We start from the raw sequence: 25,645 nt of genomic DNA, 5'->3' as shown, positions 1-25,645 counted from the left end.
TGGTCGAGCGGAGCGGACGGACCTGTGGCGGGTGGACGGATCGGCGGGGCGCGCGACGGTGGGTCATGTCGCGTCAGTAGAGCGAGTGGTAGGCGTCCTCAAGGCCTTCGTCGACGACCTTGGGTTCGACGTCCCAGCCCAACTGAGATGTGATCAGCTCGCCCGCCGAGGGCATCTCGTCGGCCAGCGCCTGGCTGGCCGGGTCCCACAGCCGGGAGCGGACCAGCGCGCGGCCGCAGTGGAAGTAGGCCTGCTCCACCTCGATGACCAGCGCGAGTACCGCCTCCCGGCCCTCGGTGTGCATCCGAGCGAGGACATCGGGCTCATCGGTGACGTACGCGCTGCCGTTGACCCGGAGCATTTCGCGCACGCCGGGGATGAGGAAGCAGAGTCCGACGCCGTCGTTCTCCGCCAGGTTCCGGAAGGAGTCGGCGATCTTGTTGCCGGGCCGGTCGGGCATCGCGAGGGTGTGCTCGTCGAGCACCTTCACGAAGCCCGGGTAGTCGCCGCGCGGCGAACAGTCGGCGCGGCCCGCCGCGTCCGCCGTCGCCAGGGAGAGGAAGGGGGAGTGTGCGATGAAGCGGCGGAAGTGCTCGTCGATACGGTCGAGGATCTTCGCCTCGACCATGGCGTCGGGCCGGCCGAGCCGCTCGCGGACTTCTTCGGGTGAAAGCCGCCGGGGGCGGACACGGACTTGCGTCACGAAGGCTCCTTGGGGCTGAAGGGCTGAAGGGCTGAAGGGCTGAAGGGCTGAAGGGCTGAAGGGGCGAAGGGGCGAAGGGGTGCGCGGACTCGGTCTGGGACGCGGTGTGCCCCGTGCGAGGGCCCAGACCGCACGCCCGCATCGGCCGGGCACCGCTTACGCGCAGGTCATGGCACTATTGTGAGTAATTACTCGCATCCTGCGCTACTCGCTTTCGCGGCGCGGCAAGGAGGGTGGCATGGCGGCGGACCGGCACTCGCTTCGGGCACGTAAACAGCCCCGTCAGGCGCGGGCCGAGCTCACCAGGCAGCGCATCCTGACGGCGGCTGCTCACGTTTTCGCCGAACACGGGTATGCGGCGGGGACCACGAATCGGATCGCGGAACGGGCCCGGATCTCGATCGGCTCGCTGTACCAGTACTACCCGAACAAGGACACGATCCTCCTCGAGCTGGTGACCCGGCACCTCGACGCCGGGGTGCTCTCGCTCAAAGAACACCGGGACGGCGACCGGCCCGACTCGCTGGAGGCGATCATGCGCGGATACGTGCGTTCTGTGATCGACAACCACCTCGACGACCCGAAGCTGTTGCAGGTCATGATGGAGCAGACGCCGCACGCCCCCGAGCTGGTGGAGCGGATGGCCCGGCACGAGCGGGAACAGGTGGCCCACACGCGGGAGTTGCTCGCGAGCCACCCCGAGGTTCGCGTCACCGACATCGACGTCGCCGCCCACCTCGTCGTGTCCGCGGTCGGGGGCATCGTCCACCAGCTCGTCGCCGCGCCGCGCTCGGTCGACGTCCGCCGCCTGGAGGACGAACTCGTCGCCATGGTCACGCGGTATCTGACCCTCGGCTGACCGGTAACCGGCGCCCCCGGAAGTGGCCCGAAATCACCCTTGACCGTAACCTGCCAAAGTCTATGGTCCAGACTAATCGGCAGTCGTGAACATCTGGCCCCACTGTCCACAGCGTGCTGCCGTGCCTCCACCCCCCACGAGAGCACTTCACGTCCCCCCCCATGAAGCAATGCCGTGAAGGAGTACGCATGGACAGGAAGCGGAAGATAGCCGCCATGATCGGTGCTGGTCTGGCGCCGGTCCTCGCCCTCACCCTGCCGACCGGTTCGGCCAGCGCGCACGGATACGTCAACGCACCCGCGAGCCGCCAGGCGCAGTGCGCCCAGGGCACGGTGTCGTGCGGCGAGATCAAGTGGGAACCGCAGAGCGTCGAGGGCCCCAAGGGTCTGCGCAGCTGCAGCGGCGGCAACGCGAGGTTCGCGGAGCTCGACAACGACAGCAAGGGCTGGCGGGTCAGCGACGTCAGCAGGACGCAGACGTTCACCTGGACGTTCACCGCCCGGCACCGCACCGCGAACTACGAGTACTTCGTCGACGGCACCAAGGTCGCCACCATCGACGGCGGCAACCAGCAGCCCCCGGCGACCGTCTCGCACCAGGTCAACCTCGGCAGCGCCACCGGCAGGCACAAGGTCCTCGCGGTCTGGAACATCGGCGACACGGCCAACGCCTTCTACGCCTGCATCGACGTCAACATCCGCTGAGAAGAAGTCCGACCGACCACCGTCAGGTGCCGCTCGACGGCCCGGTGCCCGCGGGGCGCCGGGCCGTCACCACGTGTGGCCGACGCGAGACGCGTGGTCGATGCGAGTGGATCGAGACCCGCCGCGTACGTCGGATGCCCCTGCGGCTCCGCGCTCTGCACATGGGACGCGCATCGACCCATTAAGCGACCAGGGTTGTGAAAGTGGACAACAGGAGCCTACGTTTCTGTTGGGATCTGCTAATCGGTCGGGTGCTGCGGGGGAGCAATCTGGGCTGCCAGGGCGGCAGCCCGGCCGGATCCGGGGCCGACGCGGTGAGGAGCACCCATGGACGCCTTTACGCTCGGCGACCTGGTGGACGTCGTCGGTAGCCAGTCGCTGCGGCTGCACACCGCGCCCGCCGGGCCCGCCACCCCGGTCACCGAGGTGCTGCTGTACGACGCGCAGGTGCCGCTGCCCCATGCGCCCGGCGCCCTGCTGCTCGCGGTCGGGGTGCCGGCGGCCGCGGCCGGGCCGCTGGTGCGCGCCGCGGCGGACGCCGGGATGGCCGGGGTCGTGGTGCGGGGCGCGGACGGGCCGGTCGGTGAGGCCGAGGCGTGCGGGGTGGCGCTGCTGACCGTCGACGAGGAAGCGGCCTGGCACCACGTGCACCTGATGCTGGCCTCGGCGATCGACGGCCGGTCCACCCACGGCGGTGGGGTGGGGGACCTGTTCGCGCTGGCCGACGCGATCGCCGCCGCGACCGGTGGGGCGACGGCCGTGGAGGATCCGCGCGGGCGGATCCTGGCGTACTCCACCGTGCCCGGCCAGCCCGTCGACGAGGACCGCCGTCAGGGGATTCTCGGCCTGCAGGTCCCGGGGAGCCTGGACAACGCGGATCAGGTCCGGTTGGTGTTCGCCTCGGAGAAACCGGTGCGGCTGCCCCCGCTCAAGGCGGGCGTCCTGCCGCGGCTCGCCACCGCCGTGCGGGCCGGGGGCGAGGCGCTCGGCTCGGTGTGGGTGGTCGACGACGGCACGCTCGCCCCGGACGCCGAGCAGACCGTGGCCCAGGGCGCGTCCACGGCGGCGCTGCTCCTGCTGCGTACCCGCGCGGCCCAGGAACTGGCCCGTCACCAGAACACCGACCTGCTGCGCCGACTCCTCGACGGTTCGGCGGACGCCTCGACGGCCGCGCACCGCCTGGGCCTCGACGCGGTGCGCGTGGCCGCGTTCGTGCTGGACTCCGGGGCGAGCGTGCCGGACGCCGAGCGGACCTCGCTGCGGCTCCTCGACGTCGTACGCCTGCAGTGCGAAGCGCGCTACGGGCGGCACGCGTGCGTACTCCTGGACGGAGTGGTGTACGCGCTGCTGCCCGCGCCGGGGGAGTCGGGCGGGGCACACGCGTCCCAGGAACGTACGACGGGCGAGCGGCGGCACCGGCAGCTGGCGGAGGACATCGTGCGCCGGGCCGGGCAGTCGCTGCGGGTGCCGGTGCGGGCTGCGCTCGGCGCGGTGGTGCCCGACCTCGGCGGGGTGGCGGATTCACGGGCGGACGCGGATCTGGTCCTGCGGCTCCTGTGCGACGCGCTGCCGGTGGCCACGGTCGACGAGGTGCGCCCCCGGGTGACGCTGCTGCGGCTCTCCGAAGTGATGCGCGGGCAGCGGGAGTTCGAGGCGGGTGCCTGGCGGCGGGTCCTCGCGGCGGACGTCGAGCACGGCACCGACTACGCCCGCACCCTGGTGTCCTGGTTCGACGCGAGCTGCGACGTGGCGAGCGCCGCCAAGGTGCTCTCCGTCCACCCCAACACCTGCCGCTACCGACTGAAGCAGGCCGGTCGGCAGCTGGGAATCGACCTGGAGAACCCCGATGAACGGCTGGTTCTCTGGCTGCAGTTGCGGACCTTGGCGGGGATCGGCGGGGCGGCCGGAGCCGGGTTCGCGGACGCGCCTGAGGCACAGTGAGACAGCCACGCGCCTGAGGCGGAGTGCGGCGACGACGCGCGTGGGGCGGAGTGCGGCGACGACGCGCCTGAGGCGCAGTGAGGCGCCACCGGCACACTCCCACGATGTGTTCCGGTGGCGGATCAAAGGGGCGCCACGCCCGCCGGGTCGGCGGCGGCGCACGCCCGCCGGGGTCAGCGCAGGTCGCGGATGAGTCGGTTGATGACGGAGTCCACCTTGTCCTCGTTGAACGACTCCGAGCCGATCAGCAGGGTCACAGCCCGCTTGCCGTCGTCGGTGACGGCGTTCCTGAGCTTGTGGCCGGTCTCCATGTAGCCGCTGTGCCCCCAGGCGACGAGACCCGGACGGGGCTCGTACCGCTCGACTCCCAGGCCGTAGCGTCCCGCGGAGTCGTCCGGAATGGTCCGCTTCATCTCGGCCAACTGGGCCGGGGCCAGCAGCTTCCCGGACAGCAGCGCCGTCCAGAAGGCGGTCACGTCCCCGGCGGAGGAGACCAGCGCTCCCGACGCGTCGGCCGCCGAGACGTTCCACTCCGTCTTGTCCACCAGCCGCCCGTTCCGCTCCACGTAGCCGCGCAGATCGGGCTTGCGGATCGTGACGCGGTCGCCGGGCCAGTAGGTCTCGCGCAGCCCGAGGCGCTTGACGATCCGCTGCTTGATCTCGGTGCTGATGCTGCGCCCTGTCACCTTCGTGACGATCAGTCCGGCGAGGTTGTAGTTGGTGTTGGAGTAGGAGAAGCCGTCCGGGGTCCGGTCGTCGGGCGGGGGCAGCTTCAGCGCCTGCTTGACCGTCAGCAGGGGCTCGGTGTGATCCCAGCGGTGCTTCTCGTCGTTCTCCCAGTAGGGCGCTTCCAGGTAGTCGGGCAGGCCGCTGGTGTGCTGCAGCAGCTGCCGGATGGTGATCTTGCGGCCGTCGTAGTGCTTGGTGCGGATCAGGCCGGGCAGGTAGTCGTCGACCTTGCCGTCGAGCTTGATCTTGCCCTCGCCGACCAGCTGCAGCACGACCGTGGCCACCCAGGTCTTGGTGTTGCTGGCGATGCGGCTGTGCTCGTTGCCGACGGCCTTGCGGCCCGTTCTGATGTCGGCGAGGCCGACGCCGCTCTTCTGTACGCCGCAGCGCGGACTCTTCACCGTCACGCTGATCCCCGAGGCACCGACGCCCTTGAGCGCCTTGAGCGCCGCCTGGATGGGCTTGGCGTCACACCTCGGTGACCCGGCGGCCCCGGCGGAATCGGCCGAAGCGGCAGGAGCCGTCATCAGAGAGGCTGTGAAAGACAAGATCACGGCAGCGCTTGTCCTGCGTCGCATGGTGTCTCCTTCAACATACGTGCGGTGTAGGCGGTGAGGTCCGGCGCCGGGGGGCGGGTGCACTCCCGGGCGATCAGGCGCTCGGGCAGTCGGGCGCTCGGGCAGTCGGGTCAGGGGATCCAAGAGGTTCAGGGGGTTCGGGAGGTTCAGGGGGTTATGGGGGGGGTAGTGGTTCGCCACTCTAAAGACCCCTCCCCACCTCGGGTTTGTCCGCACGGCCAAGCATCGACCTGCTGGTTTGTCCCGCCGGACCAAGATCCCGAGGGTCCGTCGTGCGTACGTTGTGTCTCGTACGCCCGCATCATCCGGACGCCGTCCCGCCCCGGGACGCTGCCTGACCCTGCCCGCGCCGCCCGTCAGCGAAGAGCCGCCGGGCCGCGCCCGCGCCCTGCCACGCGAAAGGTTCCGTCGTGTCTTTGGACCTGCATCACCGCGCCGTCGTGGCCGATGCCCACAACGACCTCCTCATGGCCGTCGCCGCCCGCCCTCCGCAGCGCTGGGGCAGCTTCTTCGGGGAGCGGTGGCTGCCGCAGCTGCGCGAGGGCGGCATCGACATCCAGGTCCTGCCGGTGTTCATCGACGACCAGTACCGCCCCGAGGGAGCACTCCGGCAGACCCTCCGCATGATCGAGTGCGCCCACGTCCTCGCCGAGGCCAACGCCGCACACGTCGCCCTGTGCCGCAACGGCGCCGACATCGACCGGGCCCTCGCCGAGAACAAGATCGCCCTCGTGCTCGCCCTGGAGAGCGCACCCGGCGTCGACGCCTCCGTCGAGCTGTTCTCCACCCTGTTCCGGCTCGGCGTACGGATCGCCTCGATCGCCCACTGGGGACGTACGCCGCTCGCCGACGGCAGCCGGGAGGACGCCACCGGCAGCCGGCTGACCGCTCCCGGTGTCGAGGCGCTGCGGGAGATGGAACGCCTGGGCGTGCTCTTCGACATCTCCCATCTGGGGGCAAGCGGCGTCGCCCATGTCCTGGAGCTCGCCACCCGCCCGCTGATCGCCACCCACTCCTGCGCCCGCGCGCTGCGGGACCACCACCGCAACCTCACCGACGAGCAGATCCGCGGCGTGGCCGACACGGGCGGCCTGGTCTGCGTGAACTTCGTCGCGGACTTCCTCACCGACGACGCGGCGCAGGTGAGCGTCGACCGGATCGTCGACCACATCGAGCACATCGTGTCCGTGGCCGGGATCGACCACGTCGGCCTGGGAGCGGACTTCCTCGACGAGATCATCGCGGACCTCACCCCGCCCTGCTGCGAGAACGCCGACGACGAGGACCCGATGCTCCGTTTCCCAGGCATGGCAGGCCCGGCCGACATGCCCCAGGTCACCGAGGCCATGCTCCGCCGGGGCCTGCCCGAGGAGGACGTCCTGAAGATCCTGGGCGGGAACATGCGACAGCTGATGAACAAACACCTGGGCTGACACCCCGGCCGAGCCGCGCGGACGGCGCGCACGTCCCGCGTCCCGCCGGGCGTCGCGCGCCCCACGCCCCGCCGGGCGCCCGGCGTTCGGTCGGGTCGGGCCCCGGCCGCCTGCGCCGGACCCCGTCCGCCCCACGGCCGACCTCGACCACGCGCGCGTCGACCGCCCCGCTCAGGCCGTCACCTCACCACGCACACGGCGCTCGCCCGCGAGTGCGGCGTGGCGCTCAATCCACCCTGGAGGACCCACCCGTGCCACACGACGACGAAAGCCCCGCCGCCCAGGCAGGCCGACAGCCAGGCCAGGCGCCGGACCTGGACGCCATGCTCGCGGACCTCGAAGAACTCGTCACCTGCGAGTCCTACTCGGCCGATCTCGCGGCCGTGGCCCGCAGCGCCGAAGTGGTCGCCGCCCAGGGCCGCCGCCTGCTCGGTGCCGCACCCCGCACGCTGGTCATCGAGGGCGTCACCCACCTGCGCTGGACCTTCGGCACACCGCGCGTCCTGCTGCTGGGCCATCACGACACCGTCTGGCCGATCGGTTCCCTGACGACCCACCCCTGGTCGGTGGAGGGGGGCATCGCCCGCGGCCCCGGCGTCTTCGACATGAAGGCCGGTCTGGTCCAGATGTTCCACGCCCTGGCCTCGCTGCCCTCCCTCGACGGCCTCTGCGTCCTCGTCACCGGCGACGAGGAGACCGGCTCGGCCACCTCCCGCGGGCTCATCGAGGACATGGCGCGCCAGTGCTCGGCCGCCTTCGTCCTGGAGGCCTCGGCGCCCGGCGGTGCCCTGAAGACCAGCCGCAAGGGCGTGTCCCTGTACGAGATCACCGTCCACGGCCGGGCCGCGCACGCAGGCCTCGAACCGGAGAAGGGCATCAACGCGGCCACCGAACTCGCCCACCAGCTCCTGGCCCTGCAGGGCGTCGCCGACAGCGTCGCCGCCTCCACCGGGCCCGGGACGAGCGTGACGCCCACGGTGATGCGGGCCGGAAGTGCGAGCAACACCGTGCCCGCGCAGGCCGAGTTGAGCGTGGACGTCCGCGTCCCCACCGCCGCCGCGCAGGAAGCGGTCGACCGGCTCATCAAGAACCTGGAGCCGCAGCTCCCCGGAGCCCACCTGCAGATCGACGGCGGCCCCAACCGGCCGCCCCTGGACCCGGACGCCTCCCGGAAGCTGTTCGCCCTGGCCGCCGGACAGGCCGCGCAACTCGGCCTCGACCCGCTGCGGCAGACGGCGGTCGGCGGCGCCTCCGACGGCAACTACACCGCCGGGGTCGGCTGCCCCACGCTCGACGGCCTCGGCGCGGTCGGCGACGGCGCGCACGCCGACCACGAGCACGTCATCACCGCCACCATGCCGGAACGCGCCCGGCTCCTTGCCCACCTCGTCGGAGCACTGCGATGAACGGACCGACCATCCCGAACGCATCGACCATCCCGAGCGGATCACCCATCCCGAGCGGGTCGACCATCCCGAGCGGACCGACCGTCGTGAACGGAACGACGATCCGAGAACTCCACGACATGGCGGACTTCGACGCCGCCAGCGTTCTCTTCGCCGAGATCTGGGGCAGCGAACCCGGCACCTCACCGCTCTCGGCCGAGGCCATGCGGGCCCTCTCCCACGCCGGCAACTACGTGGCCGGAGCATACGAGGAGGGCCGTATGGTGGGCGCGTCCGCCGCCTTCTTCGGCGAACCCATAGGCACCACGCTGCACTCGCACATCACCGGCGCCGTCATGGGCCGCGGAGTGGGCCTCGCCCTCAAGCTGCACCAGCGGCAGTGGGCACTCGACCGCCAACTCAAGCGCATCACCTGGACCTACGACCCGCTCATCCGCCGCAACGCCTACTTCAACCTCGTCAAGCTCGGCGCCCGGCCGGAGGGATATCTGACCTCCTTCTACGGCGCGATGGACGACGCCATCAACGGCGGCGACGAGTCCGACCGCGTCCTGACCGCCTGGGACCTCACCGCGCCCGCCCCGCCCGAGGTGACCGAGCTGCCCACCGGCGCCGCGCACCGCCTCCGCGACCACGCGGGCCGCCCGCAGACCCGCACGACCGATGCCGACGTCGTGCTCATCGACCTCCCCGACGACATCGAGGCCCTGCGCCGCACGGACCCCGGTGCCGCCCGCGCCTGGCGGCTCGCCGTCCGCCACACCCTGGGCGGTCTGCTCGCCGACGGCGCCCGCGTCCTGGGCCTCCACGAACGCCGCCGCTACGTCGTCCAGCGCCCCGCACCCCACGCCTGACCGCCGCCCGCGGCGGAGCCACCACCCGGCGACCCGCGGCGGGGCCACCGCCCAGGAACCGCAACGGAACCACCGCCCAGGAACCCGCGGCGGAGCCACCACCCATGAACAGGAGCCACCAGCCATGAAGACGAAGATCTCCGGGGTCGAGCTGCGCCGGATCGCGATGCCGCTCGTCGCGCCGTTCCGCACCTCCTTCGGCGTGGAGACCAGCCGCGACGTGCTGCTCGTCCGCGTCGTCACCTCCGACGGCGAGGGCTGGGCCGAGTGCGGGGCCATGTCCGAGCCCCGCTACTGTTCCGAGTACGTCGACGGCGCCCAGGACGTCCTGCGCAAGTTCCTCATCCCCGCCCTGCCCAAGGACGGCCTGGACGTGCAGGCCGTGGGACGGATCCTGCACCCCTTCACCGGCCACAACATGGCGAAGTCCGCACTGGAGACGGCGGTCCTGGACGCCCAGCTCCGAGGCGTCGACGAGTCCTTCGGCTCCTATCTCGGCGCCGCCCGGGACCGGGTCCCCTGCGGCGTCTCCGTCGGCATCATGGACTCCATCCCCGAACTCCTGGACGCCGTCGAGGCCTACATCGGCGAGGGCTACGTACGGATCAAGCTGAAGATCGAGCCCGGCTGGGACATCGAGCCCGTGCGCGTCGTGCGCGAGCGCTTCGGCGACGAGCTGCTCCTGCAGGTCGACGCCAACGCCGCCTACACCCTGACGGACGCCCAACACCTCACCAAGCTCGACGACTTCGACCTGCTGCTGATCGAACAGCCGCTGGCCAACGACGACATGGTCCAGCACGCCCAACTCGCCAAGCGGCTGCGCACCCCGATCTGCCTGGACGAATCCATCGAGTCCGCGGCCGACGCCGCCGCGGCCATCTCCCTCGGCGCCTGCTCCATCATCAACATCAAGCCCGGCCGGGTCGGCGGCTACCTCGAAGCCCGCCGCATCCACGACACCGCCCGCGCCCACGGCATCCCCGTCTGGTGCGGGGGCATGCTGGAGACCGGCATCGGCCGCGCCGCGAACGTCGCCCTGGCCGCCCTGCCCGGCTTCACCCTCCCCGGCGACACCTCCGGCTCCCACCGCTACTTCGCCACCGACATCACCCAGCCCTTTGTCCTCAGCGACGGCCACCTCGACGTCCCCACCGGCCCCGGCCTCGGCGTCACACCGCTGCCCGACCTCCTCGACGAAGTAACGACCTCTCGCGAATGGATCGCCCTGTAACCCTGGGAAAGGTCCTGCCCAGCCGCTCGCTGGATCGCCCGTGGGACAGCCGGAACGCCAGCCCTATCCTGTGGCCATGGATGCCGCAGCCGCGGGGGCGGCCGTACTCATGGCAGCGCTCAACGAAGCGGTGCGCGACTTTCAGACCTACGGATACGACCAGTTCCTCGCCCACCAGGGCGCCGTCACGCCGCGCTACGGCGGGATCCTGCCTCCCGCGGTCCACGCCCATGTCGACGTCGGCGTCTCGTTCGACCTGGTGGGCGCGGCGCGGCGCGGTGGGCGACGCGAGGCCCGCATGTCCGTATCGGTGGGGCTGCGCGACGAGATGTTCGTCGTGGCGGGGGAGGCGGGCGTCGACGCGCTGGAGCCCGGCGACGCCGACGAGCCCTGGGAGTACCTGCGGGAGCTGCCCGAAGTGGCGGCGTCGGACCTGGACGAGTGCGTCGCCCTGATCCGCGACTACACCGCCCGGCTCTGCGGCTACACCGCCTTCCTGGACGACATCGGCGTGCCGCGCAGCTCACGCAGCCCGACCGGCCAGGCCTGAGCGACACAGTCGGCGACGGCGAACGGCAGCACGACCGACGTTCACGCCCACTTCTGGTGCCGCGTGGACGCGCACAGCAGGGCCCGCAGTCCCGGACGCTCGTGGTCGGCCAGACACCTGCTCGTCGCCGCGTTCCGCAGCCCCACCGCTTCGTCGTCGCCCGCGACGAACAGCCACCGCTGGGACAGCGCGGCGCCGCACGGCACCGTACGCAGGCCCTTCCCGCCGTCGGCGAGGCACTTCCCCGTGGCGTGATTACGGAGCTGACGGGCGCCGTCGGCGGACCGGTTGACGGTCCACCACTGGTACGGCATCCCGTTGCACGCGAACACGCGCAGGCCCTTGTCGAGGCTGTCGTCCAGGCAGTTGCCCGTGGCCCGGCTGACGAAGATCCGTGTCGCCTCAGGTGGCTTCGGCGCGTCGGCCGAGGCCTCGTCGGCCCGCACGCTGCCCTCCGCGACCGGGGCCTGTTCGGCGGAACCAGCGGACGCGGCGGGACCGGCAGCGGGACCGGAGGGTGCGGACTGGAGCGTCAGCACGGCGACGACGACACCGACGAACAGCCCGGCCAGGGCGCCCACCGTCGCGTACGCCCAGCGGCCGGTGAGGCGGGCCCGCACGCGAGCGATCAGGCCGGGAGCGGCGGGTGCCGGCGCGGGGCCGGGGGGTGGTGCGGGCGAAGGCTCGGGCAGCGGCTCGGGCCGACTGCGGTCGGCGGCCTCCCACAGCACCCGGAACTCGGCGGGCTCGCCGCCCAGCGCCCGGCACACGTCACGGACCACGGGCCAGGGCGGCACGGTGTCCCCCCGGAAGTAGCGGGAGAGCGACGAGTCGCTGATCCGTACCTGCTCCTCCAGGCTCCGCAGCGTACGTCCCGAACGTTGCTGCAGGGCGCGCAGCGCCGCGCCCAACCGCCGTGCCGCAGCCGGGTGGTCGCGCCCTCCGTGGGCCGCGGGGTGTTCGCGTCCGCCGTGGTCGGTCATCGAGAACGGCTCCCTGGGTGGCGCGGCGACGGCGTCCCGCCCCTGCTGCTTCCTGCCCCGGGACGGGCGCGTCCCAGCAGGCCAGGAATGTATTGATCCCGAGATGCCGGAAGCAACCGCCATGCGGTGGTGCGGGGCCGGTGACCCCCGCAAACTCGGGTCACCGCCCCGGCGATTCACCTCTGCGGGTGACCGTTCCCCGCTGCGGCTGACCGCGCCGGTCAACGGCCGTGTCGCTCAACAGCCGCGCACCGTCACAGCCGCGCACCGTCGGCCGGTGAGCGGAGCGGGCCGGTGCGTACCACCGGGCGGCCCTCCTCGAAGTCCAGGTCGGCGACGTACATCGGCCGCTGCGTGTAGTCGGCGTTCCAGCCGTGGAAGACGATGCGGTCACGGCCGTCGGGGCCGGTCAGCACGTCCTGGCCGCCGGGACCCCGGACCGCGCCCGCGAAGCTGGCCGTCGTCATGAGCGGGCCGGGCGCCTTCACGTACGGGCCGGTCAGCTTGTCCGCCAGCGCGTACGCGGTCCGGTACTCGTCGCCGCGGTAGAAGTGCGCCGAGTAGAAGAGCACATGGCGGCCGTCGCGCCGCACGAGGGTGGGCGCCTCCACGAGCGGGCCCTCCCACTCCTGGTCCTTCTTGACCAGCGGGACCGGTTCCCCGGTGACGCGGGTCCCGTCCCACGAGGTGGGCTGCAGGTACAGCCAGGTGTCGAGGCCGCAGCAGTTGCCGTCGTTCTTCCACAGCACGTACCGCTGCCCGTCCTCGGTGTGGCTGGCGGCGTCGATCGCCCCGCCCTGCGCCGCCGGACAGATCAACGGCCCGTCACCGACCGGCCGGAACGGCCCGTCCGGCGCGTCGGACAGCGCGACGCCCACGCACTGTTTGTCGCTCGCGCGGTCCCGGGCGGTGTAGTGCATCGTGTAGCCGCCGCCGTTGTCGTACACCTCCGGAGCCCACACCAGATCACGCTTGGGCAGCGCCCACGCACCGAGCACCGGCAGGACGTCGCGGCCGTCGACCTGCCAGTGGGTGAGGTCGGTGGACGTGGCGTGCTGGATGTTCTGCGTGCCGCCGTGGGTGGCGTACGCGTGGTAGGTGCGGCCGACCCTGACGAGGTCCGGGTCGGGGAAGTCCTGGTCCAGGACGGGGGCGATGGGGGGTGCCGCGGTCGCCTCGGGGGCCGGGGCGGCGGCGGGGGCCGGGGCCTGACCGAGGGCCAGGGGGAGGGCCAGGGCGGCGAACAGGAGCAGGGTCCGTCCGACCGGGTGCCTGCGGTGCTGAGGGCGCATCGTGTTCCGTACTCGTCTCTCGTCTCGCGGGACCGGAGGGTCACCCGACCAACGTGCGGAACGGCCCGCCGATACGGGCATGTTCGAGCTGCTCGCGGACCGGCTGCGAACGGTGGGGAGCCGCTGCCCGGACCGCGAAGACCTGGTCGGCTGCACACGCCAGGCCGATGATGGGTTCATGACTCACGACGCTGAGGACAGGGACACGAGGGACCTCTGGGCGTACCGCTGGAAAGCCCGGCCCAAGCACTGGTTCCTGGAATGCGGGGGATTCCCCCTCCTGGTGCTCGCCCCGCTGGCCGTCCTGCTCGCCTTCCTCGCACCGGCCTGGGCGGTCGTGACCGGCGCGTGGAGCCTCGGATGGATCGCCTGCTCCGCGCGGTACTGGCTCCCCCTCTGGCGGTCCGTGGTCGAGATCCGGGTGGGGCGCGGAGACCGGGCGCGGCTGCTGCTGCGGCAGCGGTACGGGCGCACCCGCACCTACCCGCTGAGCGCCGTCACCGACCTGCGCCCCCTCCAAGTGGGCAGCGTCTCCCTGGTCGACGTCGCGCCCGGACAGGACAGCGAGTACGAGGAGAAGGACGAGCTGGTGCCGCGGCTTGACGTCGGCGGCACCGCGTACACGACGTACAACACCGCCCGTACCACCGCCGCCACGCAGCCGCTCATCACCGCGCTGCGCCACGCCTGCCCCGGCATGACCGTGCACAAGACCGAGTCCCGCAGGACGACTTACGTCGACGTCGAGCGCGGCATGTCGCCCGCCTGACGGCGCCGGGATTCACTCCGGCGGCGGCTGACGGCGGCCACGGGGTGATCGTTTACGGGCTGTCGATGCCGTGCGACGGGTGCGGCGGACCAGCGAGAGGAAGAGCGCGGATACGTCAGGCGCATCGAGGTGTGGTGGCCGGGCTGGCTCTGGTCGGCGGGGTGCTGACGGGGACGGGGGTGGCTGCCGCCGACGACAAGACCTTCGTGGTGCAGGGGCCGCTGTCCGGCTTTGGCGGGAGGTCGGAGGCGACCTGTACGGACGGCTCCCATCTGATCGGCGGAGGCTACTCGGGCACCCCGGACTTCACCTACGCCGGATCGCCTCAGGACTTCGTCGACATCAACGGCCCTTCGCCCACGTGCACGAACACCTGGCTGGTGAAGTTCCACTCCGGCAAGTCGCAGGCGGTGGCGCTGTGTGAGAAGGACTGAGGTCCGGAGTCTCGGGTGCGGGTAGCCGCCGACGTCCGGCATCGGCGGCTTTGGCTCACGCCAGACGCCAGACGCCAGACGCCAGACCGGGGCGCCGCGCGTCGGCGTCAGCGGCCGGTCGCGCCGTCGATCAGTTCGCGGAGGATGTCCGCGTGACCGGCGTGGCGGCCGGTCTCCTCGATCATGTGGGTGAGGGCCCAGCGGACGCTGGGGGCGGGGCGTCCCCGCCGGGGCCGGGGGACCGGTGCGCCGAGGTCGGCGCACCGGTCGAGCACGTCGTCGGCACGCTCGACCGCTTCCCGGTAGCGGGCGACGACGTCGGCCACGCTGTCCGTCGGCGCGGCCCGGAACGTCCCCTGCCAGTCGGTGACCTGGTCCCCGAGGAACAGCGCGCGCTCGACGAACGTCAGGTGGTTGAGCAGGCCGAGCAGGTTCGTGCCCGACGGCACCCCGGCGGTGCGGACCTGTGGTTCGGGGGCGCCGTCGACCTTCGCGGCCATCGAGGTCCGCAGGTAGTCGAGGAACCCGCGCAGGACGTCGGCCTCGCCGCTTCCGGTCCGGGGCGGCGGGGTGTCGCTGCGGCGGGGGCGGCGGGAGGTGGTGGTCATGGTGGTCTCCTTCGTGGGTGCCGACGCATGGGCGCCGCCCTGGGGGCGCTGCTGTGGGGCCGCCGCTGTGAGAGTGCTGCCCCAGCAGTGGCTCCGACGCCGAGGCAGGGGGCGTGGCGGACGCGGCTCTGGTCGTGGGTGGGCCCGCCGGACGCCGGGTCAGGCGGTGCGGCGGATGTGCAGGACGTGGTCGGTGACCTCGGCGGTGCGGCCGTCCGGTCCGGTGGCGATCCGGCGGGGCGCGTCGGCCCGCTCGACGGTCCACATCGCCGGGTCGAGCGCGATGCCCGCGGCGACTTCCCGCGGGGTCGGGTACCGGATGCCGGGGTCCTGGTTCCACGACCACGGTGCGGTCGAGCCGTGGTCGACGACCAGCAGCCGCCCGCCCGGGCGCAGCGCGTGCGCTGCCGCCCGCAGGGCCGTTGCCCGGTCCAGGGCGAAGGGGGTCTGCAGGTAGTGGGCGCTGACCAGGTCGTACGTGCCCTGAGGGAAGGACTCCTGCAGGTCGTGCCGCTCGGCCACGACCCGGTCGCCCAGGCTGCGGGAGCGGGCGAGGGCGGTGAGCCGCTCGACCGCCACGGCCGAGATGTCGACGGCGGTGACGTGCCACCCCTGGCGGGCGAGCCACAGCGCGTCGCCGCCGTCGCCGCAGCCCAGGTCCAACACGTCACCGGGCGGCAGGCCCGTGACGGTCTCGGCGAGACGATGGTTCGGCTTGGGGTCGGTGGCCGCGGGTCGGCCGCCATAGACGTCTTCCCAGAACGTGACCGCGTCGGTGGTGCTCATCGAGGCTCCTTGAGTCGGGATGCGCCCAGTCTCGGCAGGCCCACCACGGCCTGGCACGAAATCTTGCGGTTCCGGCAAGATGGCCGTGTGGACCAGGGAACCGAAGAGGTACTCGACGCGGTGGGGCCGCGGCTGCGGGCGCTCCGGCGCGAGCGCGGCATCACCCTCGCCGACCTCGCGGCGACGACCGGGGTGTCGGAGAGCACCCTGTCCCGGCTGGAGAGCGGGCAGCGCCGGGCGAGCCTGGAGTTGCTGCTGCCGCTGGCGCGCATCTACGACGTTCCGCTGGACGACCTCGTCGGCGCCCCGCGCACCGGGGACCCGCGGATCCACCTCAAGCCGATCCACCGGTTCGGGATGGTCTTCCTGCCGCTGTCCCGGCGGCCGGGCGGGGTGCACGCCTTCAAGATGATCATCCCCGCGCGGCCGAAACCCCTCGAACCGACCCCGCAGACCCACGAAGGCTACGAGTGGCTGTACGTCCTCAGCGGCCGCCTGCGGCTGGTGCTCGGCGACCGTGACCTGACGTTGCCGCCGGGCGAGGCGGCCGAGTTCGACACGGCCATGCCGCACTGGCTGGGCAGCGCGGACGGCGGCGCGGTCGAACTCCTCATCCTGTTCGGCCCGCACGGCATGCGGGCGCATGTGCACGCCGGTCCTCATCGGCCGCCCGACGACGACTCCGCGCGGCACGGCAGCTCATAGCCGCTGCACCGGACGGAGCGTCGGCCCGGAGGCTCAGGACGTGGCGCAGGAGACCGTCGGCCAGGTCCAGGCCCAGTTGCCGTGGTGTGGATGGTCGCGCCCCCGTTGTCGCCATTCCCGAAGCGGCTGAGTTACCCGAGGCGGCCGGGCAACCCGAAGCGGAACATTCGTACAAGACCGGCGTCGGTCGTGAGGGCGACAGTGAGGTCATGCGCACTCACGATCCTCTCGCCCTCGCCAAGACCCTCGCGCCGTTCGACTTCCGGGAGCTCGCGCCGTTCAACGGCGGCGCCTTCTGCGTGTTCTACGGCGACAAGCTCGACCAGGCCGACTGGGAGCTCCATCCCGACACCGACGAACTGCTGATGGTCCTGAAGGGCAGCGTCACCGTCGAGATCCTCACCGCCACCCAACGCCATCGACTGCCCCTCACCGCAGGGCAGTTCGCGATCGTGCCCAAGGGCCACTGGCACCGGCATGTCGACGTCGAGGAGGTGGTCGAGATGTTCTTCACACCGGGCGCCACCGTGGAGTCCACGGCCGAGGACCCCCGCGTGGCGCACGAGGCCTGATCGCTGTCGGCGCCATCGGGCTCGACCCGATCGGCTGCTCCGTACCGGCCCGGCTGGCCCCGCACCCGACCGGGTGCGGGGCCAGCCAGGGCCGTGGCCACCGCAAGGGGCGTACGCGGGCTAGCTGTTGATCTTGGTGACCTGGCCCGCGCCCACGGTGCGGCCGCCCTCGCGGATGGTGAAGCGCAGGCCTTCCTCCATCGCGACGGGCTGGATGAGGTTCACGGTCATCTCGGCGTTGTCGCCCGGCATGACCATCTCGGTGCCCTCCTTGAGGGTCACGACCCCGGTGACGTCCGTCGTGCGGAAGTAGAACTGCGGGCGGTAGTTGTTGAAGAAGGGGGTGTGTCGGCCGCCTTCGTCCTTGGAGAGGATGTAGGCCGTCGCCTCGAACTCGGTGTGCGGGGTGACCGTGCCCGGCTTGATGATGCACTGGCCGCGTTCGACGTCCTCGCGCTTGATGCCGCGCAGGAGCAGGCCGACGTTCTCGCCCGCCTGGCCCTCGTCGAGGAGCTTGCGGAACATCTCGATGCCGGTGACCGTGGTGCTGGTCTTCTCGGTCTTGATGCCGATGATGTCGACGGTCTCGTTGACCTTCAGGACACCACGCTCGATGCGACCGGTGACGACGGTGCCGCGGCCGGTGATGGTGAAGACGTCCTCGATCGGCATCAGGAACGGCTTGTCGGTGTCACGCTCGGGTTGCGGGATGTGCTCGTCGACCGCCTTCAGCAGGCCGAGGAGCTTCTCCGCCCACCCCTTGTCGCCCTCCAGCGCCTTCAGCGCCGAGACCTGCACCACCGGCGCGCCGTCCCCGTCGAACTCGTACTCGCTGAGCAGTTCACGGACTTCGAGCTCGACGAGCTCCAGGATCTCCTCGTCGTCCACCATGTCGGCCTTGTTCAGCGCGACCACGATGTACGGCACCCCGGACTGGCGGGCCAGCAGGACGTGTTCCTTGGTCTGCGGCATCGGGCCGTCGGTCGCCGCCACGACCAGGATCGCCCCGTCCATCTGCGCGGCGCCCGTGATCATGTTCTTGATGTAGTCCGCGTGGCCAGGACAGTCGACGTGCGCGTAGTGCCGGGCCTCGGTCTGGTACTCGACGTGCGCGATGGAGATGGTGATGCCGCGCTGCCGCTCCTCGGGAGCCTTGTCGATCTCGTCGAACGGCGTGAACGGGTTCAGGTCCGGATGCGCGTCGTGCAGCACCTTGGTGATGGCTGCCGTCAGTGTGGTCTTGCCGTGATCGACGTGACCGATCGTCCCGATGTTCACGTGCGGCTTGGTCCGCTCGAACTTCGCCTTCGCCATGTGACCGTCTCCTCACGCCCAGGCGGGCGACGCTCCGTCGCGCCCCGCCGGGCACCGCTTGCTCTGGGTTGGTGCGCACGGATGCGGACTCACGGCAGCCGAACCACTTCACGATTCACCACTGTTGGTAGTCGCGTCCGGGCGCACAGTGATCATAGGGTGCTACGTATTCCGTGCGGGCGGAATAGCCGGTCGGCCACTCGCGAGGTGAACTCGCCGCCAGGAGAGGCCAGTTCCGGCCGTCCGCGCGAGCCGGAACCGAGCCCGTCCCTCCCGGGCTACCCGGTCGCCCCGGCCCCACCCGTCCAAGCGAGCAAGTCGTCGGCGCCCCAGGCCGTGACGATCCGCTCGACCGGCACCTCGCACTCCTCGGCGCGGGCGCACCCGACGATCTGCCAGTCGAGTTGGCCGGGCGCGTGGGCATCGGTGTCGATCGCGAACAGGGCGCCGGCGGCGACCGCTCGGCGCAGGAGCCGCCTCGGCGGGTCCTTCCGCTCCGGCCTGCTGTTGATCTCCACGGCGGTGCCGGTCTCGGCGCAGGCGGCGAACACCGCCTCGGCGTCGAACGCCGACTCCGGTCGGCCGCGCTCGCCGACGAGGCGGCCGGTGCAGTGGCCGAGGATGTCGGCGTGCGGATTGCGTACGGCCTTCAGCATGCGGCGGGTCATCGCGGGGGCGTCCATGCGCAGCTTGGAGTGGACGGAGACGACCACGACGTCGAGCCGGGCGAGGAGTTCGGGCTCCTGGTCGAGCCCGCCGTCCGGCAGGATGTCGCACTCGATGCCGGTGAGCAGCCGGAACGGGGCCCACTTCGCGTTGAGTTCGGCCACGACGTGCAACTGCTCACGCAGCCGGTCCGGCGAGAGCCCGCGCGCGATCGTCAGACGCGGCGAGTGGTCGGTGAGTACGGCCCACTCGTGGCCGAGCGCGGCGGCGGTCCGGCCCATCTCCTCGATGCCGCTGCCGCCGTCGGACCAGTCGGAGTGCAGATGGCAGTCACCGCGCAGCAGGGCACGCAGCCGCGTGCCGCCGGACACCAGCGGCTTCCGGGACGACGCCTCCAAGTCGGCCAGATAGCCGGGCACGTCACCGGCCAGCGCCTCGCGCACCACCTGACCCGTCTTCGGGCCGATGCCCTTCAGCGCCTCCAAGGTGCCCGAGCGCACCCGCTCGGCCAGCTCTTCCGGCGAGAGGGCGGCGACGGCGGCCGCGGCGGTGCGGAAGGCGCGTACCCGGTAGGTGGGGGACTGGGCGCGTTCGAGGAGGAAGGCGATACGGCTCAGCGCCTCGACGGGTTCCATCCGCACCACCTCCCGACCCTGCACCGTCTCCCGACCCCGCCCCGTCTCCCGGCCTCGGCGCGGCTCACGCGCCGAACCACACCGTGGTGGCGTTGCAGAACTCCTTGATGCCGTGGCCGGACAGCTCACGGCCGTACCCGGAGCGCTTGACGCCGCCGAACGGGAACGCCGGGTGCGAAGCCGTCATCCCGTTGAAGAAGACGCCGCCCGCCTGCAGGTCACGTACGAAACGCTCCTGCTCGGCCGCGTCGCCGGTCCACACGTTCGAACTCAGCCCGAAGGGCGTGTCGTTGGCGACGGACACCGCCTCGTCCAGGTCCGCGACCCGGTAGACGGTGGCCACCGGCCCGAAGGTCTCTTCGTAGTGGATGCGCATCTCGGGGGTGATCCCGGACAGCACGGTCGGCTCGTAGAAGAACCCATCGGCCAGTCCCTGATCGAGCCCCTTCGGCCGCTGCCCGCCGCAGTGCGTGCGGGCGCCCCGGCGCACGGCGTCCTCGACCAGCTCCTCCAGGTCGGCGCGGCCCTGTGCGCCGGACAGCGGCCCCACGTCGGTGCCCTCGGCCATCGGGTCGCCGACGGTCAGCTCCCGCATGCCCGCGCTGAATCGCTCAAGGAAGGCGTCGTACACCTCGGTGTGCACGATGAACCGCTTGGCGGCGATGCAGGACTGGCCCGCGTTCTGCGCCCGCGCCGTCACGGCGGTACGGGCGGCGGCGTCCACGTCGGCCGACGGCATCACGACGAACGGATCGCTGCCGCCCAGCTCCAGGACGGTCTTCTTGATCTCGTCACCGGCGACGGCGGCGACCGCCCGCCCCGCGCCCTCACTGCCGGTGAGCGTGGCGGCGGCGACCCGCGGATCGCGCAGGATGCCCTCGACGGCGCCGGACCCGACGAGCAGCGTCTGGAAGCACCCCTGGTCGAAGCCCGCGCGGCGGAAGAGGTCCGCCAGGTACAGGGCGGTCTGCGGCACGTTCGACGCGTGCTTGAGCAGCCCGACATTGCCTGCCATCAGGGCGGGCGCGGCGAACCGCACCACCTGCCAGAGCGGGAAGTTCCACGGCATCACGGCGAGGACCGCACCCATCGGCCGGTAGCGCACGAGGACCCGGGCGGCGCCGGAGTCGCGCATGTCCCCGTCGTCGGGGTGCTCGTCGGCGAGCAGCCCCTCGGCGTGGTCGGCGTACCAGCGCATGGCCTTGGCGCACTTCCCGGCCTCCGCGCGAGCGGCGGCCAGGGGCTTGCCCATTTCCGTGGTGACGGTGCGCGCGACCGTGTCCGTGTCCTCGTCGAGGAGGTCGGCGGCGCGGTGCAGCAGGGCGGCGCGGTCGGCGAACGGGGTGGTGCGGTAGCGCTCGAAGGCCGCCGCGGCCCGGTTTAGCCGCTCCTCGACCTCCCCGGGGGTCAGCGGCTCGAAGGTCCGCTCGGTCTCGCCGGTCGCCGGATTCACCGTTGCGATGGGCATGCGGAGGCCCTCCTTGGACGTCTCGCCCGATGCTTCGACCTTGTCGCGTCATGGGGGCGGGCGCAACGCGGAGGGGCGCGTGGCTCGGGCGGGCGGGGGCTGTCCGCTGCGGTACGTGACCGGGCTCCGGTTCCAGCGGGCGGCTTGCGGCGTCAGGGCTTCCCGGGGTCCGGGGTGAGGAGCCGCAGCAGCCCGGAGTGGAGGGCGGCCGTGGCGTCGGTGGCGGACATGCGCCCGTCGCGGATCTCCTCGCCCGTGGCATGGCTCAGTGCGATCACGGCCGCCACCTGCCAGGACAGTGCGGGTTCCGGGTCGAACTCTCCTCCGTCCCGGCCGCGTTGAAGGACGCGCGCGATGCGGTCGGCGATCGGCCGGTGGCGGGCCCGGTCCTCCTCGGGCGGCGCCGGGCGTGCTCCGAGCCGGACCAGTGCGGGGTAGGTCTCGGCTGCGCCCCAGGCCGCGTCGAGCAGCCGAAGGAGCGCGTCCGGCGCCGGGCCTTCATCGGCGCTCGCGGCGTCCATCGCCTCCGCCACCTTCTCCGTCATGCGGTCGACGACGGCCGTGAGCAGGTCGTCTCGCGAGGAGAAGTGCGCGTAGACGGTCTGCCGGGTGACTCCGGCCGCGGTGGCGATGGCGGCCATGCCCGCGTCGGGGCGCTCGCCGAGGAGCTGGACGGCCGCGTCGAGGACGGCGGTACGGCTGCGTTCGGCGTCGGCGCGGCGCCGCTGAGGAGAAATCAACTCTTACACCTTGTCAAAGTTGTCGGATCCTCCATATCTTACAGTCTGTAAGAGTTAGTGAGGGTGGTGCCGCGCGAGCCGCCCCGCTTCGGCTTCGCCGCGCCTGGAGGGGGACACCATGAAGCCGCTGGCCCAGAGCACTCCCGAGCAGTTCATCGCCGACTTCTTCACCACGTTCCACGAGCAGGTCGTACGGGGCGACCCCGATCCGGCCCCGGCGATGGCCCGCTTCTACACGCCCGACATCGAGATGATCAGCGACGGCATCAGACTCGACTGGGACAAGCTCCTCGCCCACATCCGCCCCGTGCGCAAGAACCTGGCGGAGGACGACGACTCCCGGTTCGAGGTGCACGAGGCCGTGGCGGACGGCGACCGGATCGCGGCACGGCTCACGATCCACGCGGCGACGCGCAAGAAGCGGGTCGCCGTCGAAGTGCTGGCGTTCTACACCTTCACGCCGGACGGCCGGATGACCCGTTCGCACGGCTTCACCCGCACCATCACCGCCTGACCGCCTGACCGCCTGACCGTCGGCTGTGGCGCCCGCCGCCGGTGAACCGGCCGCGGGCGCTTCGCGCTGTCGGTCTCCGGGCGTCAGACGCGGTAGATGTACAACGCGTACTGGCCGGGCGCGGTCTGTGAGCAGGTGTAGTTGGACGCTCCGGCGTTCTGGACCGCCCACTGTCCGGCGTGGTGGCACTGGGCCAGGTCCGCGTACGTACCCCAGGGAATCCACCCCAGGGGACGGACGGTCGAGGCCGATGACGCCTCGGCCGCGTGGGCCGCCGGAACGGCCGTCAATCCGACGCCGGCGACGGTGGCGGCCACGGCTGCGGTGGCGAGCAACTTGCGCAGGGGCATGACGTTGAGCCCTCCCTACTTCGGCAGAGCCATCGGGGTCCGCGCCCCGATGGCTGAAGGAAGACTGTCCGGGCCCACGGAGCAGTGCAACGAGAAGCGCATATTCCGTAATGAATTGACCGATAGCCAGATATCAAGGCCGATAGTGTGCGCATCCCGTGGAGGCGTACGGGATGCCGCGTGCCGGACAGGGGCGGCGGCCGCCCGAGCGGTCGGCCTCGGCCATGCGATTCCGGTCAGGTCTGGACCATGTCACATCGAGGGTGGCATCCGGGAGGGGTCGGCCCCGGACAACTCCCCAACCCACTGGAACGGGAACAGTCGGCACCAGTGTCCGCTGTGCCCCGCGCGGCCCCTCGGGCATCATGTCGTCACATGATCAGCATTCACCTGAAGTACGAGATCGACCCCGACCGCATCGCGGACTTCGAGGAGTACGGCCGTCGCTGGGTCGTCCTCGTGAACCGCTTCGGCGGCACGCACCACGGCTACTTCCTGCCCAGCGAGGGCGACAGCGACATCGCGTACGCCCTGTTCTCCTTCCCCAGCTTCTCCGCGTACGAGCAGTACCGCACGGACAGCGCGACCGACCCCGAGTGCCAGGAGGCCATCGAACTGGCGCGCCGCACCGGGTGCATTCGGAGGTACGAACGCCGGTTCCTGCGGCCGCTGGACTAGGCGCCGCGCGGGGCGCCCGCGGCTCCGCAGGCAGTCGAATCCGGGCGCGTACCAGGGTGAATGGGGGCAGAACGCGGGCACCCGCTGTCCCGGACGCGTCCCGGACAGATCTTTCCGTGCCTTGAGGGGCCCCGCCCTCCAGCCTGATGGCAGTGCCCCCTTCCGGTACGACCCGGGTGTCTGCCGCCAAGGAGGCCATGGGGAAACGGGTGACTTGGATCCTGAACAGGCCGCCAGAGTCGACGAGTGCGGCCTTCGGGACGAGGCCGCGACCACTCGCCCCGCTCGGCAACCTCGGCTCCGCGAGGTTCACCAGCTGATCCCCGCCGCCACCGGAAGATGATCGCTGCCCGTGGCCGACAGCACCCACGAGCTCCTCGGCTCCACCCCGCGGACCAGGATCTGGTCGATCCGCGCCACCGGGAACTTCGCGGGCCAGCTGAAGCCGAAGCCGTTCCCGGCCTCGTCCTGGGCCGACTTCAGGTGTGAGGTGAGGCCGTTGAACGCGCGGTCGTCCATGGTGCCGTTCAGGTCGCCGAGCAGCACCACCCGCTTGTTCCGCTCGGCGGCGACGGCCTGGCCGAGGGCCTGCGCGCCCGCGTCCCGCTGGCCTGACGAGAGGCCCGCCCTGGGGTTCACCCGGACAGAACCCAGGTGGGCCACGTACACCGCCAGCGGCCCCTGGTCGGTGGCCACCGTCGTCCGCAGGCCCCGGTTGTAGGCCATCTTGACGTCGTCCGGCTTGGTGGCCGCCAGCGGTCCCGCGTCCATCTTGACGTCGACCGGCCGGGTGTCCGACAGCGGCAGCTTGCTCCACAGGCCGACCGTGCCCCGCACCGTGCGGTGCGGGTACGCCTTCGCCAGCACCTTCTCGTACGTGTCCCGGGCCTGCGGGGTGATCTCCTCCAGCGCCAGCACGTCCGCCCCGGAGGCGATCAGGTCGCGGGCCGTGCCCTCCGGGTCGGGGTTGTCCGCGCCCACGTTGTGGCTGGCCACGGTGAGGTCGGCGCCAGGCTGGGACTTGTCGATGAGCAGCCCGCCGAAGAGGTGCAGCCACACCGTGACCGGCAGCAGCAGGGCGACCACCGCGGAGGCGGAGCGGCGCAGCAGCGCCCCGGTCAGCAGCAACGGGACGAACAGGCCGAACCACGGCAGGAACGTCTCCACCAGGCTGCCGAGGTTCCCGGTCCGGTTCGGGACGCTGGAGTGCAGCAGCAGGAGCAGGCCGAGGAGGAGTGCCAGCGCCGCGAGCACCAGGCCGCGCTTCCAGGGGCCCGGCCGGGAGGCGAGGCGGACCGTCCGGCGGACGCGGGCGCGCCAGACCTCGATGTCGATATATCGGCCGAAGCCTGTGGGCTGGGTGCGGGGGCCGCTGTCCCGGTGGATGTCCGCGCGCCGCGTCCCGGGGCTGACGGTACCGGTGCCGCCCTCCCCGGGGCTCGCCACCGTCTCCGCCTGCGTCATCGTCCGTCCTCGCGCACTGTCACTCACTGCTGCATCCTCGGGTCCTCGGTGGGGTCGGCATACATACGCGGGCACGCACCATCGATCGCGGCGGGGTGCCGTTCGTAATGCCAGGGTTCGTTCTTGTAGATCTGGCAGAGTCCGTACGCGGCGCCGTGTTCGGACAGCCACCTCGTCGCGTCGGAGCGCCCGATGTCGACCGCGTCCCCCGACACGTGCGGGGACGTCGCCGGGGTGGCCACCCAGCGGGCGGCCTCGTCCTCCGACCCGTACGTGGCGATCGCCTTGCGAAGAAGCTGGTTCTGGTACTCCGGCGAGCGCCAGCCGCTGTTGACGTAGAACTCGACTCCGTCGTCCGCAGCAGCCGTCGCGGCCTGGCGGAGGGCCTTGAGCAGGCCCGGATCGAGGTTGGCCACGGCCGGAACCGTGTTGTCGAAGACCTTCACGCCGTCGGGGACGGCACCACCGGCCTCGCCGAGTGCGCCACGGTCCTCACCGCGCAGCACGTTCGAGGGCGATGCGGTCGAGAGGGGCGAGGAGGCCGAGGGTTTCAGTAACCGGTAGCCGAGGATTGCGGTGATCGCCGCCATGGCGACCACCAGACCGACGACAAGGAGCCGGTGGAACCGACGGGCCGGTGTTCGTGCTGGTGGTGGGGCTTGGGTCATGCTGCCAG

The 25,645-nt window shown here is 71.7% G+C and carries 27 protein-coding genes; 14 read left to right on the top strand and 13 right to left on the bottom strand.

From position 1 onward, the window contains the following. Positions 1 to 73: 73 nt before the first annotated feature. The gene (locus tag IE274_RS28650) at positions 74 to 703 is read right to left on the bottom strand and encodes an MSMEG_1061 family FMN-dependent PPOX-type flavoprotein (RefSeq protein WP_190118804.1); all 630 of its coding nucleotides are present in this window, start codon (positions 701 to 703) and stop codon (positions 74 to 76) included. A gap of 238 nt (positions 704 to 941) precedes the next feature. Here IE274_RS28650 and IE274_RS28645 point away from each other — a divergent pair, with 238 nt between their 5' ends. The 3 genes from IE274_RS28645 to IE274_RS28635 all read left to right on the top strand — a co-directional run bounded on the left by IE274_RS28645 (position 942) and on the right by IE274_RS28635 (position 4,207). Continuing rightward, a complete protein-coding gene (locus IE274_RS28645) occupies positions 942 to 1,562 on the top strand; it encodes a TetR/AcrR family transcriptional regulator (protein WP_190118803.1) in 621 nt (206 codons plus the stop codon). Positions 1,563 to 1,750: 188 nt separating this feature from the next. Continuing rightward, entirely contained in the window at positions 1,751 to 2,266 is a 516-nt protein-coding gene (locus IE274_RS28640) for a lytic polysaccharide monooxygenase auxiliary activity family 9 protein (protein WP_190118802.1), read from the top strand. A gap of 327 nt (positions 2,267 to 2,593) precedes the next feature. Further along, positions 2,594 to 4,207, top strand: a complete 1,614-nt coding sequence (locus IE274_RS28635) for a PucR family transcriptional regulator (RefSeq protein ID WP_190118801.1) — start codon at positions 2,594 to 2,596, stop codon at positions 4,205 to 4,207. A gap of 173 nt (positions 4,208 to 4,380) precedes the next feature. On the opposite strand, the gene IE274_RS28630 is transcribed toward IE274_RS28635, so the two are convergent. Further along, complete coding sequence (locus IE274_RS28630; RefSeq protein ID WP_229909861.1) at positions 4,381 to 5,463, bottom strand: serine hydrolase domain-containing protein; 1,083 nt, start codon at positions 5,461 to 5,463, stop codon at positions 4,381 to 4,383. A 461-nt stretch (positions 5,464 to 5,924) separates the two neighbouring features. On the opposite strand from IE274_RS28630, the gene IE274_RS28625 reads away from it, so the two are divergent. From IE274_RS28625 to IE274_RS28605, 5 genes are all read left to right on the top strand, one after another. After that, complete coding sequence (locus tag IE274_RS28625) at positions 5,925 to 6,947, top strand: dipeptidase (RefSeq protein ID WP_190118800.1); 1,023 nt, start codon at positions 5,925 to 5,927, stop codon at positions 6,945 to 6,947. A gap of 323 nt (positions 6,948 to 7,270) precedes the next feature. Next, a complete protein-coding gene (locus IE274_RS28620; protein ID WP_190118908.1) occupies positions 7,271 to 8,353 on the top strand; it encodes a M20 family metallopeptidase in 1,083 nt (360 codons plus the stop codon). An 86-nt stretch (positions 8,354 to 8,439) separates the two neighbouring features. Further along, positions 8,440 to 9,207, top strand: a complete 768-nt coding sequence (locus IE274_RS28615) for a GNAT family N-acetyltransferase (RefSeq protein ID WP_190118799.1) — start codon at positions 8,440 to 8,442, stop codon at positions 9,205 to 9,207. Positions 9,208 to 9,331: 124 nt separating this feature from the next. Continuing rightward, complete coding sequence (gene menC / locus IE274_RS28610; protein WP_190118798.1) at positions 9,332 to 10,441, top strand: o-succinylbenzoate synthase; 1,110 nt, start codon at positions 9,332 to 9,334, stop codon at positions 10,439 to 10,441. Between the two features lie 76 nt (positions 10,442 to 10,517). After that, the gene (locus IE274_RS28605) at positions 10,518 to 10,991 is read left to right on the top strand and encodes a hypothetical protein (protein ID WP_190118797.1); all 474 of its coding nucleotides are present in this window, start codon (positions 10,518 to 10,520) and stop codon (positions 10,989 to 10,991) included. Between the two features lie 41 nt (positions 10,992 to 11,032). On the opposite strand, the gene IE274_RS28600 is transcribed toward IE274_RS28605, so the two are convergent. Together IE274_RS28600 and IE274_RS28595 are read right to left on the bottom strand one after the other, a co-directional pair. Continuing rightward, positions 11,033 to 11,974, bottom strand: coding sequence for a helix-turn-helix domain-containing protein (locus tag IE274_RS28600; RefSeq protein ID WP_190118796.1), 942 nt, complete (start codon positions 11,972 to 11,974; stop codon positions 11,033 to 11,035). 254 nt (positions 11,975 to 12,228) lie between these two features. Beyond that, the gene (locus tag IE274_RS28595; RefSeq protein ID WP_190118795.1) at positions 12,229 to 13,266 is read right to left on the bottom strand and encodes a glycoside hydrolase family 43 protein; all 1,038 of its coding nucleotides are present in this window, start codon (positions 13,264 to 13,266) and stop codon (positions 12,229 to 12,231) included. A 178-nt stretch (positions 13,267 to 13,444) separates the two neighbouring features. On the opposite strand from IE274_RS28595, the gene IE274_RS28590 reads away from it, so the two are divergent. Beyond that, a complete protein-coding gene (locus tag IE274_RS28590) occupies positions 13,445 to 14,035 on the top strand; it encodes a hypothetical protein (RefSeq protein ID WP_190118794.1) in 591 nt (196 codons plus the stop codon). A gap of 134 nt (positions 14,036 to 14,169) precedes the next feature. Further along, a complete protein-coding gene (locus tag IE274_RS28585; RefSeq protein ID WP_190118793.1) occupies positions 14,170 to 14,469 on the top strand; it encodes a hypothetical protein in 300 nt (99 codons plus the stop codon). Positions 14,470 to 14,576: 107 nt separating this feature from the next. On the opposite strand, the gene IE274_RS28580 is transcribed toward IE274_RS28585, so the two are convergent. Together IE274_RS28580 and IE274_RS28575 are read right to left on the bottom strand one after the other, a co-directional pair. Further along, on the bottom strand, positions 14,577 to 15,077 hold the full coding sequence (locus IE274_RS28580) for a DinB family protein (protein ID WP_190118792.1): 501 nt from the start codon (positions 15,075 to 15,077) through the stop codon (positions 14,577 to 14,579). Positions 15,078 to 15,236: 159 nt separating this feature from the next. Then, positions 15,237 to 15,863: an SAM-dependent methyltransferase gene (locus IE274_RS28575; RefSeq protein ID WP_190118791.1), complete on the bottom strand. Its 627-nt coding sequence runs from the start codon at positions 15,861 to 15,863 to the stop codon at positions 15,237 to 15,239. An 87-nt stretch (positions 15,864 to 15,950) separates the two neighbouring features. Between IE274_RS28575 and IE274_RS28570 the strand changes: the two genes are divergently transcribed. Both IE274_RS28570 and IE274_RS28565 read left to right on the top strand, forming a co-directional pair. Continuing rightward, positions 15,951 to 16,568, top strand: a complete 618-nt coding sequence (locus IE274_RS28570) for a helix-turn-helix domain-containing protein (RefSeq protein WP_190118790.1) — start codon at positions 15,951 to 15,953, stop codon at positions 16,566 to 16,568. Positions 16,569 to 16,777: 209 nt separating this feature from the next. Then, the gene (locus tag IE274_RS28565; RefSeq protein WP_190118789.1) at positions 16,778 to 17,140 is read left to right on the top strand and encodes a cupin domain-containing protein; all 363 of its coding nucleotides are present in this window, start codon (positions 16,778 to 16,780) and stop codon (positions 17,138 to 17,140) included. A gap of 120 nt (positions 17,141 to 17,260) precedes the next feature. Here IE274_RS28565 and tuf read toward each other — a convergent pair whose 3' ends face one another. The 4 genes from tuf to IE274_RS28545 form a co-directional block, all read right to left on the bottom strand. Next, positions 17,261 to 18,454, bottom strand: a complete 1,194-nt coding sequence (gene tuf / locus IE274_RS28560; protein ID WP_190118788.1) for an elongation factor Tu — start codon at positions 18,452 to 18,454, stop codon at positions 17,261 to 17,263. A 278-nt stretch (positions 18,455 to 18,732) separates the two neighbouring features. Continuing rightward, positions 18,733 to 19,755, bottom strand: coding sequence for a PHP domain-containing protein (locus IE274_RS28555; protein WP_190118787.1), 1,023 nt, complete (start codon positions 19,753 to 19,755; stop codon positions 18,733 to 18,735). Between the two features lie 64 nt (positions 19,756 to 19,819). Continuing rightward, the gene (locus IE274_RS28550) at positions 19,820 to 21,223 is read right to left on the bottom strand and encodes an NADP-dependent succinic semialdehyde dehydrogenase (protein ID WP_190118786.1); all 1,404 of its coding nucleotides are present in this window, start codon (positions 21,221 to 21,223) and stop codon (positions 19,820 to 19,822) included. A gap of 152 nt (positions 21,224 to 21,375) precedes the next feature. After that, a complete protein-coding gene (locus IE274_RS28545; protein ID WP_190118785.1) occupies positions 21,376 to 21,963 on the bottom strand; it encodes a TetR/AcrR family transcriptional regulator in 588 nt (195 codons plus the stop codon). Between the two features lie 118 nt (positions 21,964 to 22,081). On the opposite strand from IE274_RS28545, the gene IE274_RS28540 reads away from it, so the two are divergent. After that, positions 22,082 to 22,477, top strand: coding sequence for a nuclear transport factor 2 family protein (locus IE274_RS28540; protein ID WP_190118784.1), 396 nt, complete (start codon positions 22,082 to 22,084; stop codon positions 22,475 to 22,477). An 83-nt stretch (positions 22,478 to 22,560) separates the two neighbouring features. On the opposite strand, the gene IE274_RS28535 is transcribed toward IE274_RS28540, so the two are convergent. Continuing rightward, positions 22,561 to 22,827: a hypothetical protein gene (locus tag IE274_RS28535; RefSeq protein WP_190118783.1), complete on the bottom strand. Its 267-nt coding sequence runs from the start codon at positions 22,825 to 22,827 to the stop codon at positions 22,561 to 22,563. Between the two features lie 375 nt (positions 22,828 to 23,202). Between IE274_RS28535 and IE274_RS28530 the strand changes: the two genes are divergently transcribed. Further along, positions 23,203 to 23,505: an NIPSNAP family protein gene (locus IE274_RS28530; protein ID WP_190118782.1), complete on the top strand. Its 303-nt coding sequence runs from the start codon at positions 23,203 to 23,205 to the stop codon at positions 23,503 to 23,505. Between the two features lie 309 nt (positions 23,506 to 23,814). On the opposite strand, the gene IE274_RS28525 is transcribed toward IE274_RS28530, so the two are convergent. Together IE274_RS28525 and IE274_RS28520 are read right to left on the bottom strand one after the other, a co-directional pair. Beyond that, positions 23,815 to 24,969, bottom strand: coding sequence for an endonuclease/exonuclease/phosphatase family protein (locus IE274_RS28525; protein WP_190118781.1), 1,155 nt, complete (start codon positions 24,967 to 24,969; stop codon positions 23,815 to 23,817). A gap of 23 nt (positions 24,970 to 24,992) precedes the next feature. Continuing rightward, on the bottom strand, positions 24,993 to 25,637 hold the full coding sequence (locus IE274_RS28520) for a M15 family metallopeptidase (protein ID WP_190118780.1): 645 nt from the start codon (positions 25,635 to 25,637) through the stop codon (positions 24,993 to 24,995). Positions 25,638 to 25,645 lie beyond the last annotated feature (8 nt).

The organism is Streptomyces flavofungini (assembly GCF_014650815.1).
Classification (GTDB): domain Bacteria; phylum Actinomycetota; class Actinomycetes; order Streptomycetales; family Streptomycetaceae; genus Streptomyces; species Streptomyces flavofungini.
The sequence above is the reverse complement of the archived record's forward strand: the minus strand, read 5'-3'. Positions and strand labels throughout refer to the sequence as shown.

Coding starts and splice junctions, on each gene's coding strand:
- IE274_RS28605 (WP_190118797.1), top strand. CDS start 10,518: ATGGATGCCGCAGCCGCGGGGGCGGCCGTACTCATGGCAGCGCTCAAC.
- IE274_RS28645 (WP_190118803.1), top strand. CDS start 942: ATGGCGGCGGACCGGCACTCGCTTCGGGCACGTAAACAGCCCCGTCAG.
- IE274_RS28595 (WP_190118795.1), bottom strand. CDS start 13,266: ATGCGCCCTCAGCACCGCAGGCACCCGGTCGGACGGACCCTGCTCCTG.
- IE274_RS28635 (WP_190118801.1), top strand. CDS start 2,594: ATGGACGCCTTTACGCTCGGCGACCTGGTGGACGTCGTCGGTAGCCAG.
- IE274_RS28640 (WP_190118802.1), top strand. CDS start 1,751: ATGGACAGGAAGCGGAAGATAGCCGCCATGATCGGTGCTGGTCTGGCG.
- IE274_RS28620 (WP_190118908.1), top strand. CDS start 7,271: ATGCTCGCGGACCTCGAAGAACTCGTCACCTGCGAGTCCTACTCGGCC.
- IE274_RS28550 (WP_190118786.1), bottom strand. CDS start 21,223: ATGCCCATCGCAACGGTGAATCCGGCGACCGGCGAGACCGAGCGGACC.
- IE274_RS28535 (WP_190118783.1), bottom strand. CDS start 22,827: ATGCCCCTGCGCAAGTTGCTCGCCACCGCAGCCGTGGCCGCCACCGTC.
- IE274_RS28520 (WP_190118780.1), bottom strand. CDS start 25,637: ATGACCCAAGCCCCACCACCAGCACGAACACCGGCCCGTCGGTTCCAC.
- IE274_RS28555 (WP_190118787.1), bottom strand. CDS start 19,755: ATGGAACCCGTCGAGGCGCTGAGCCGTATCGCCTTCCTCCTCGAACGC.
- IE274_RS28590 (WP_190118794.1), top strand. CDS start 13,445: ATGACTCACGACGCTGAGGACAGGGACACGAGGGACCTCTGGGCGTAC.
- IE274_RS28565 (WP_190118789.1), top strand. CDS start 16,778: ATGCGCACTCACGATCCTCTCGCCCTCGCCAAGACCCTCGCGCCGTTC.
- menC (WP_190118798.1), top strand. CDS start 9,332: ATGAAGACGAAGATCTCCGGGGTCGAGCTGCGCCGGATCGCGATGCCG.
- IE274_RS28600 (WP_190118796.1), bottom strand. CDS start 11,974: ATGACCGACCACGGCGGACGCGAACACCCCGCGGCCCACGGAGGGCGC.
- IE274_RS28575 (WP_190118791.1), bottom strand. CDS start 15,863: ATGAGCACCACCGACGCGGTCACGTTCTGGGAAGACGTCTATGGCGGC.
- IE274_RS28630 (WP_229909861.1), bottom strand. CDS start 5,463: ATGACGGCTCCTGCCGCTTCGGCCGATTCCGCCGGGGCCGCCGGGTCA.
- tuf (WP_190118788.1), bottom strand. CDS start 18,454: ATGGCGAAGGCGAAGTTCGAGCGGACCAAGCCGCACGTGAACATCGGG.
- IE274_RS28580 (WP_190118792.1), bottom strand. CDS start 15,077: ATGACCACCACCTCCCGCCGCCCCCGCCGCAGCGACACCCCGCCGCCC.
- IE274_RS28525 (WP_190118781.1), bottom strand. CDS start 24,969: ATGACGCAGGCGGAGACGGTGGCGAGCCCCGGGGAGGGCGGCACCGGT.
- IE274_RS28540 (WP_190118784.1), top strand. CDS start 22,082: ATGAAGCCGCTGGCCCAGAGCACTCCCGAGCAGTTCATCGCCGACTTC.
- IE274_RS28530 (WP_190118782.1), top strand. CDS start 23,203: ATGATCAGCATTCACCTGAAGTACGAGATCGACCCCGACCGCATCGCG.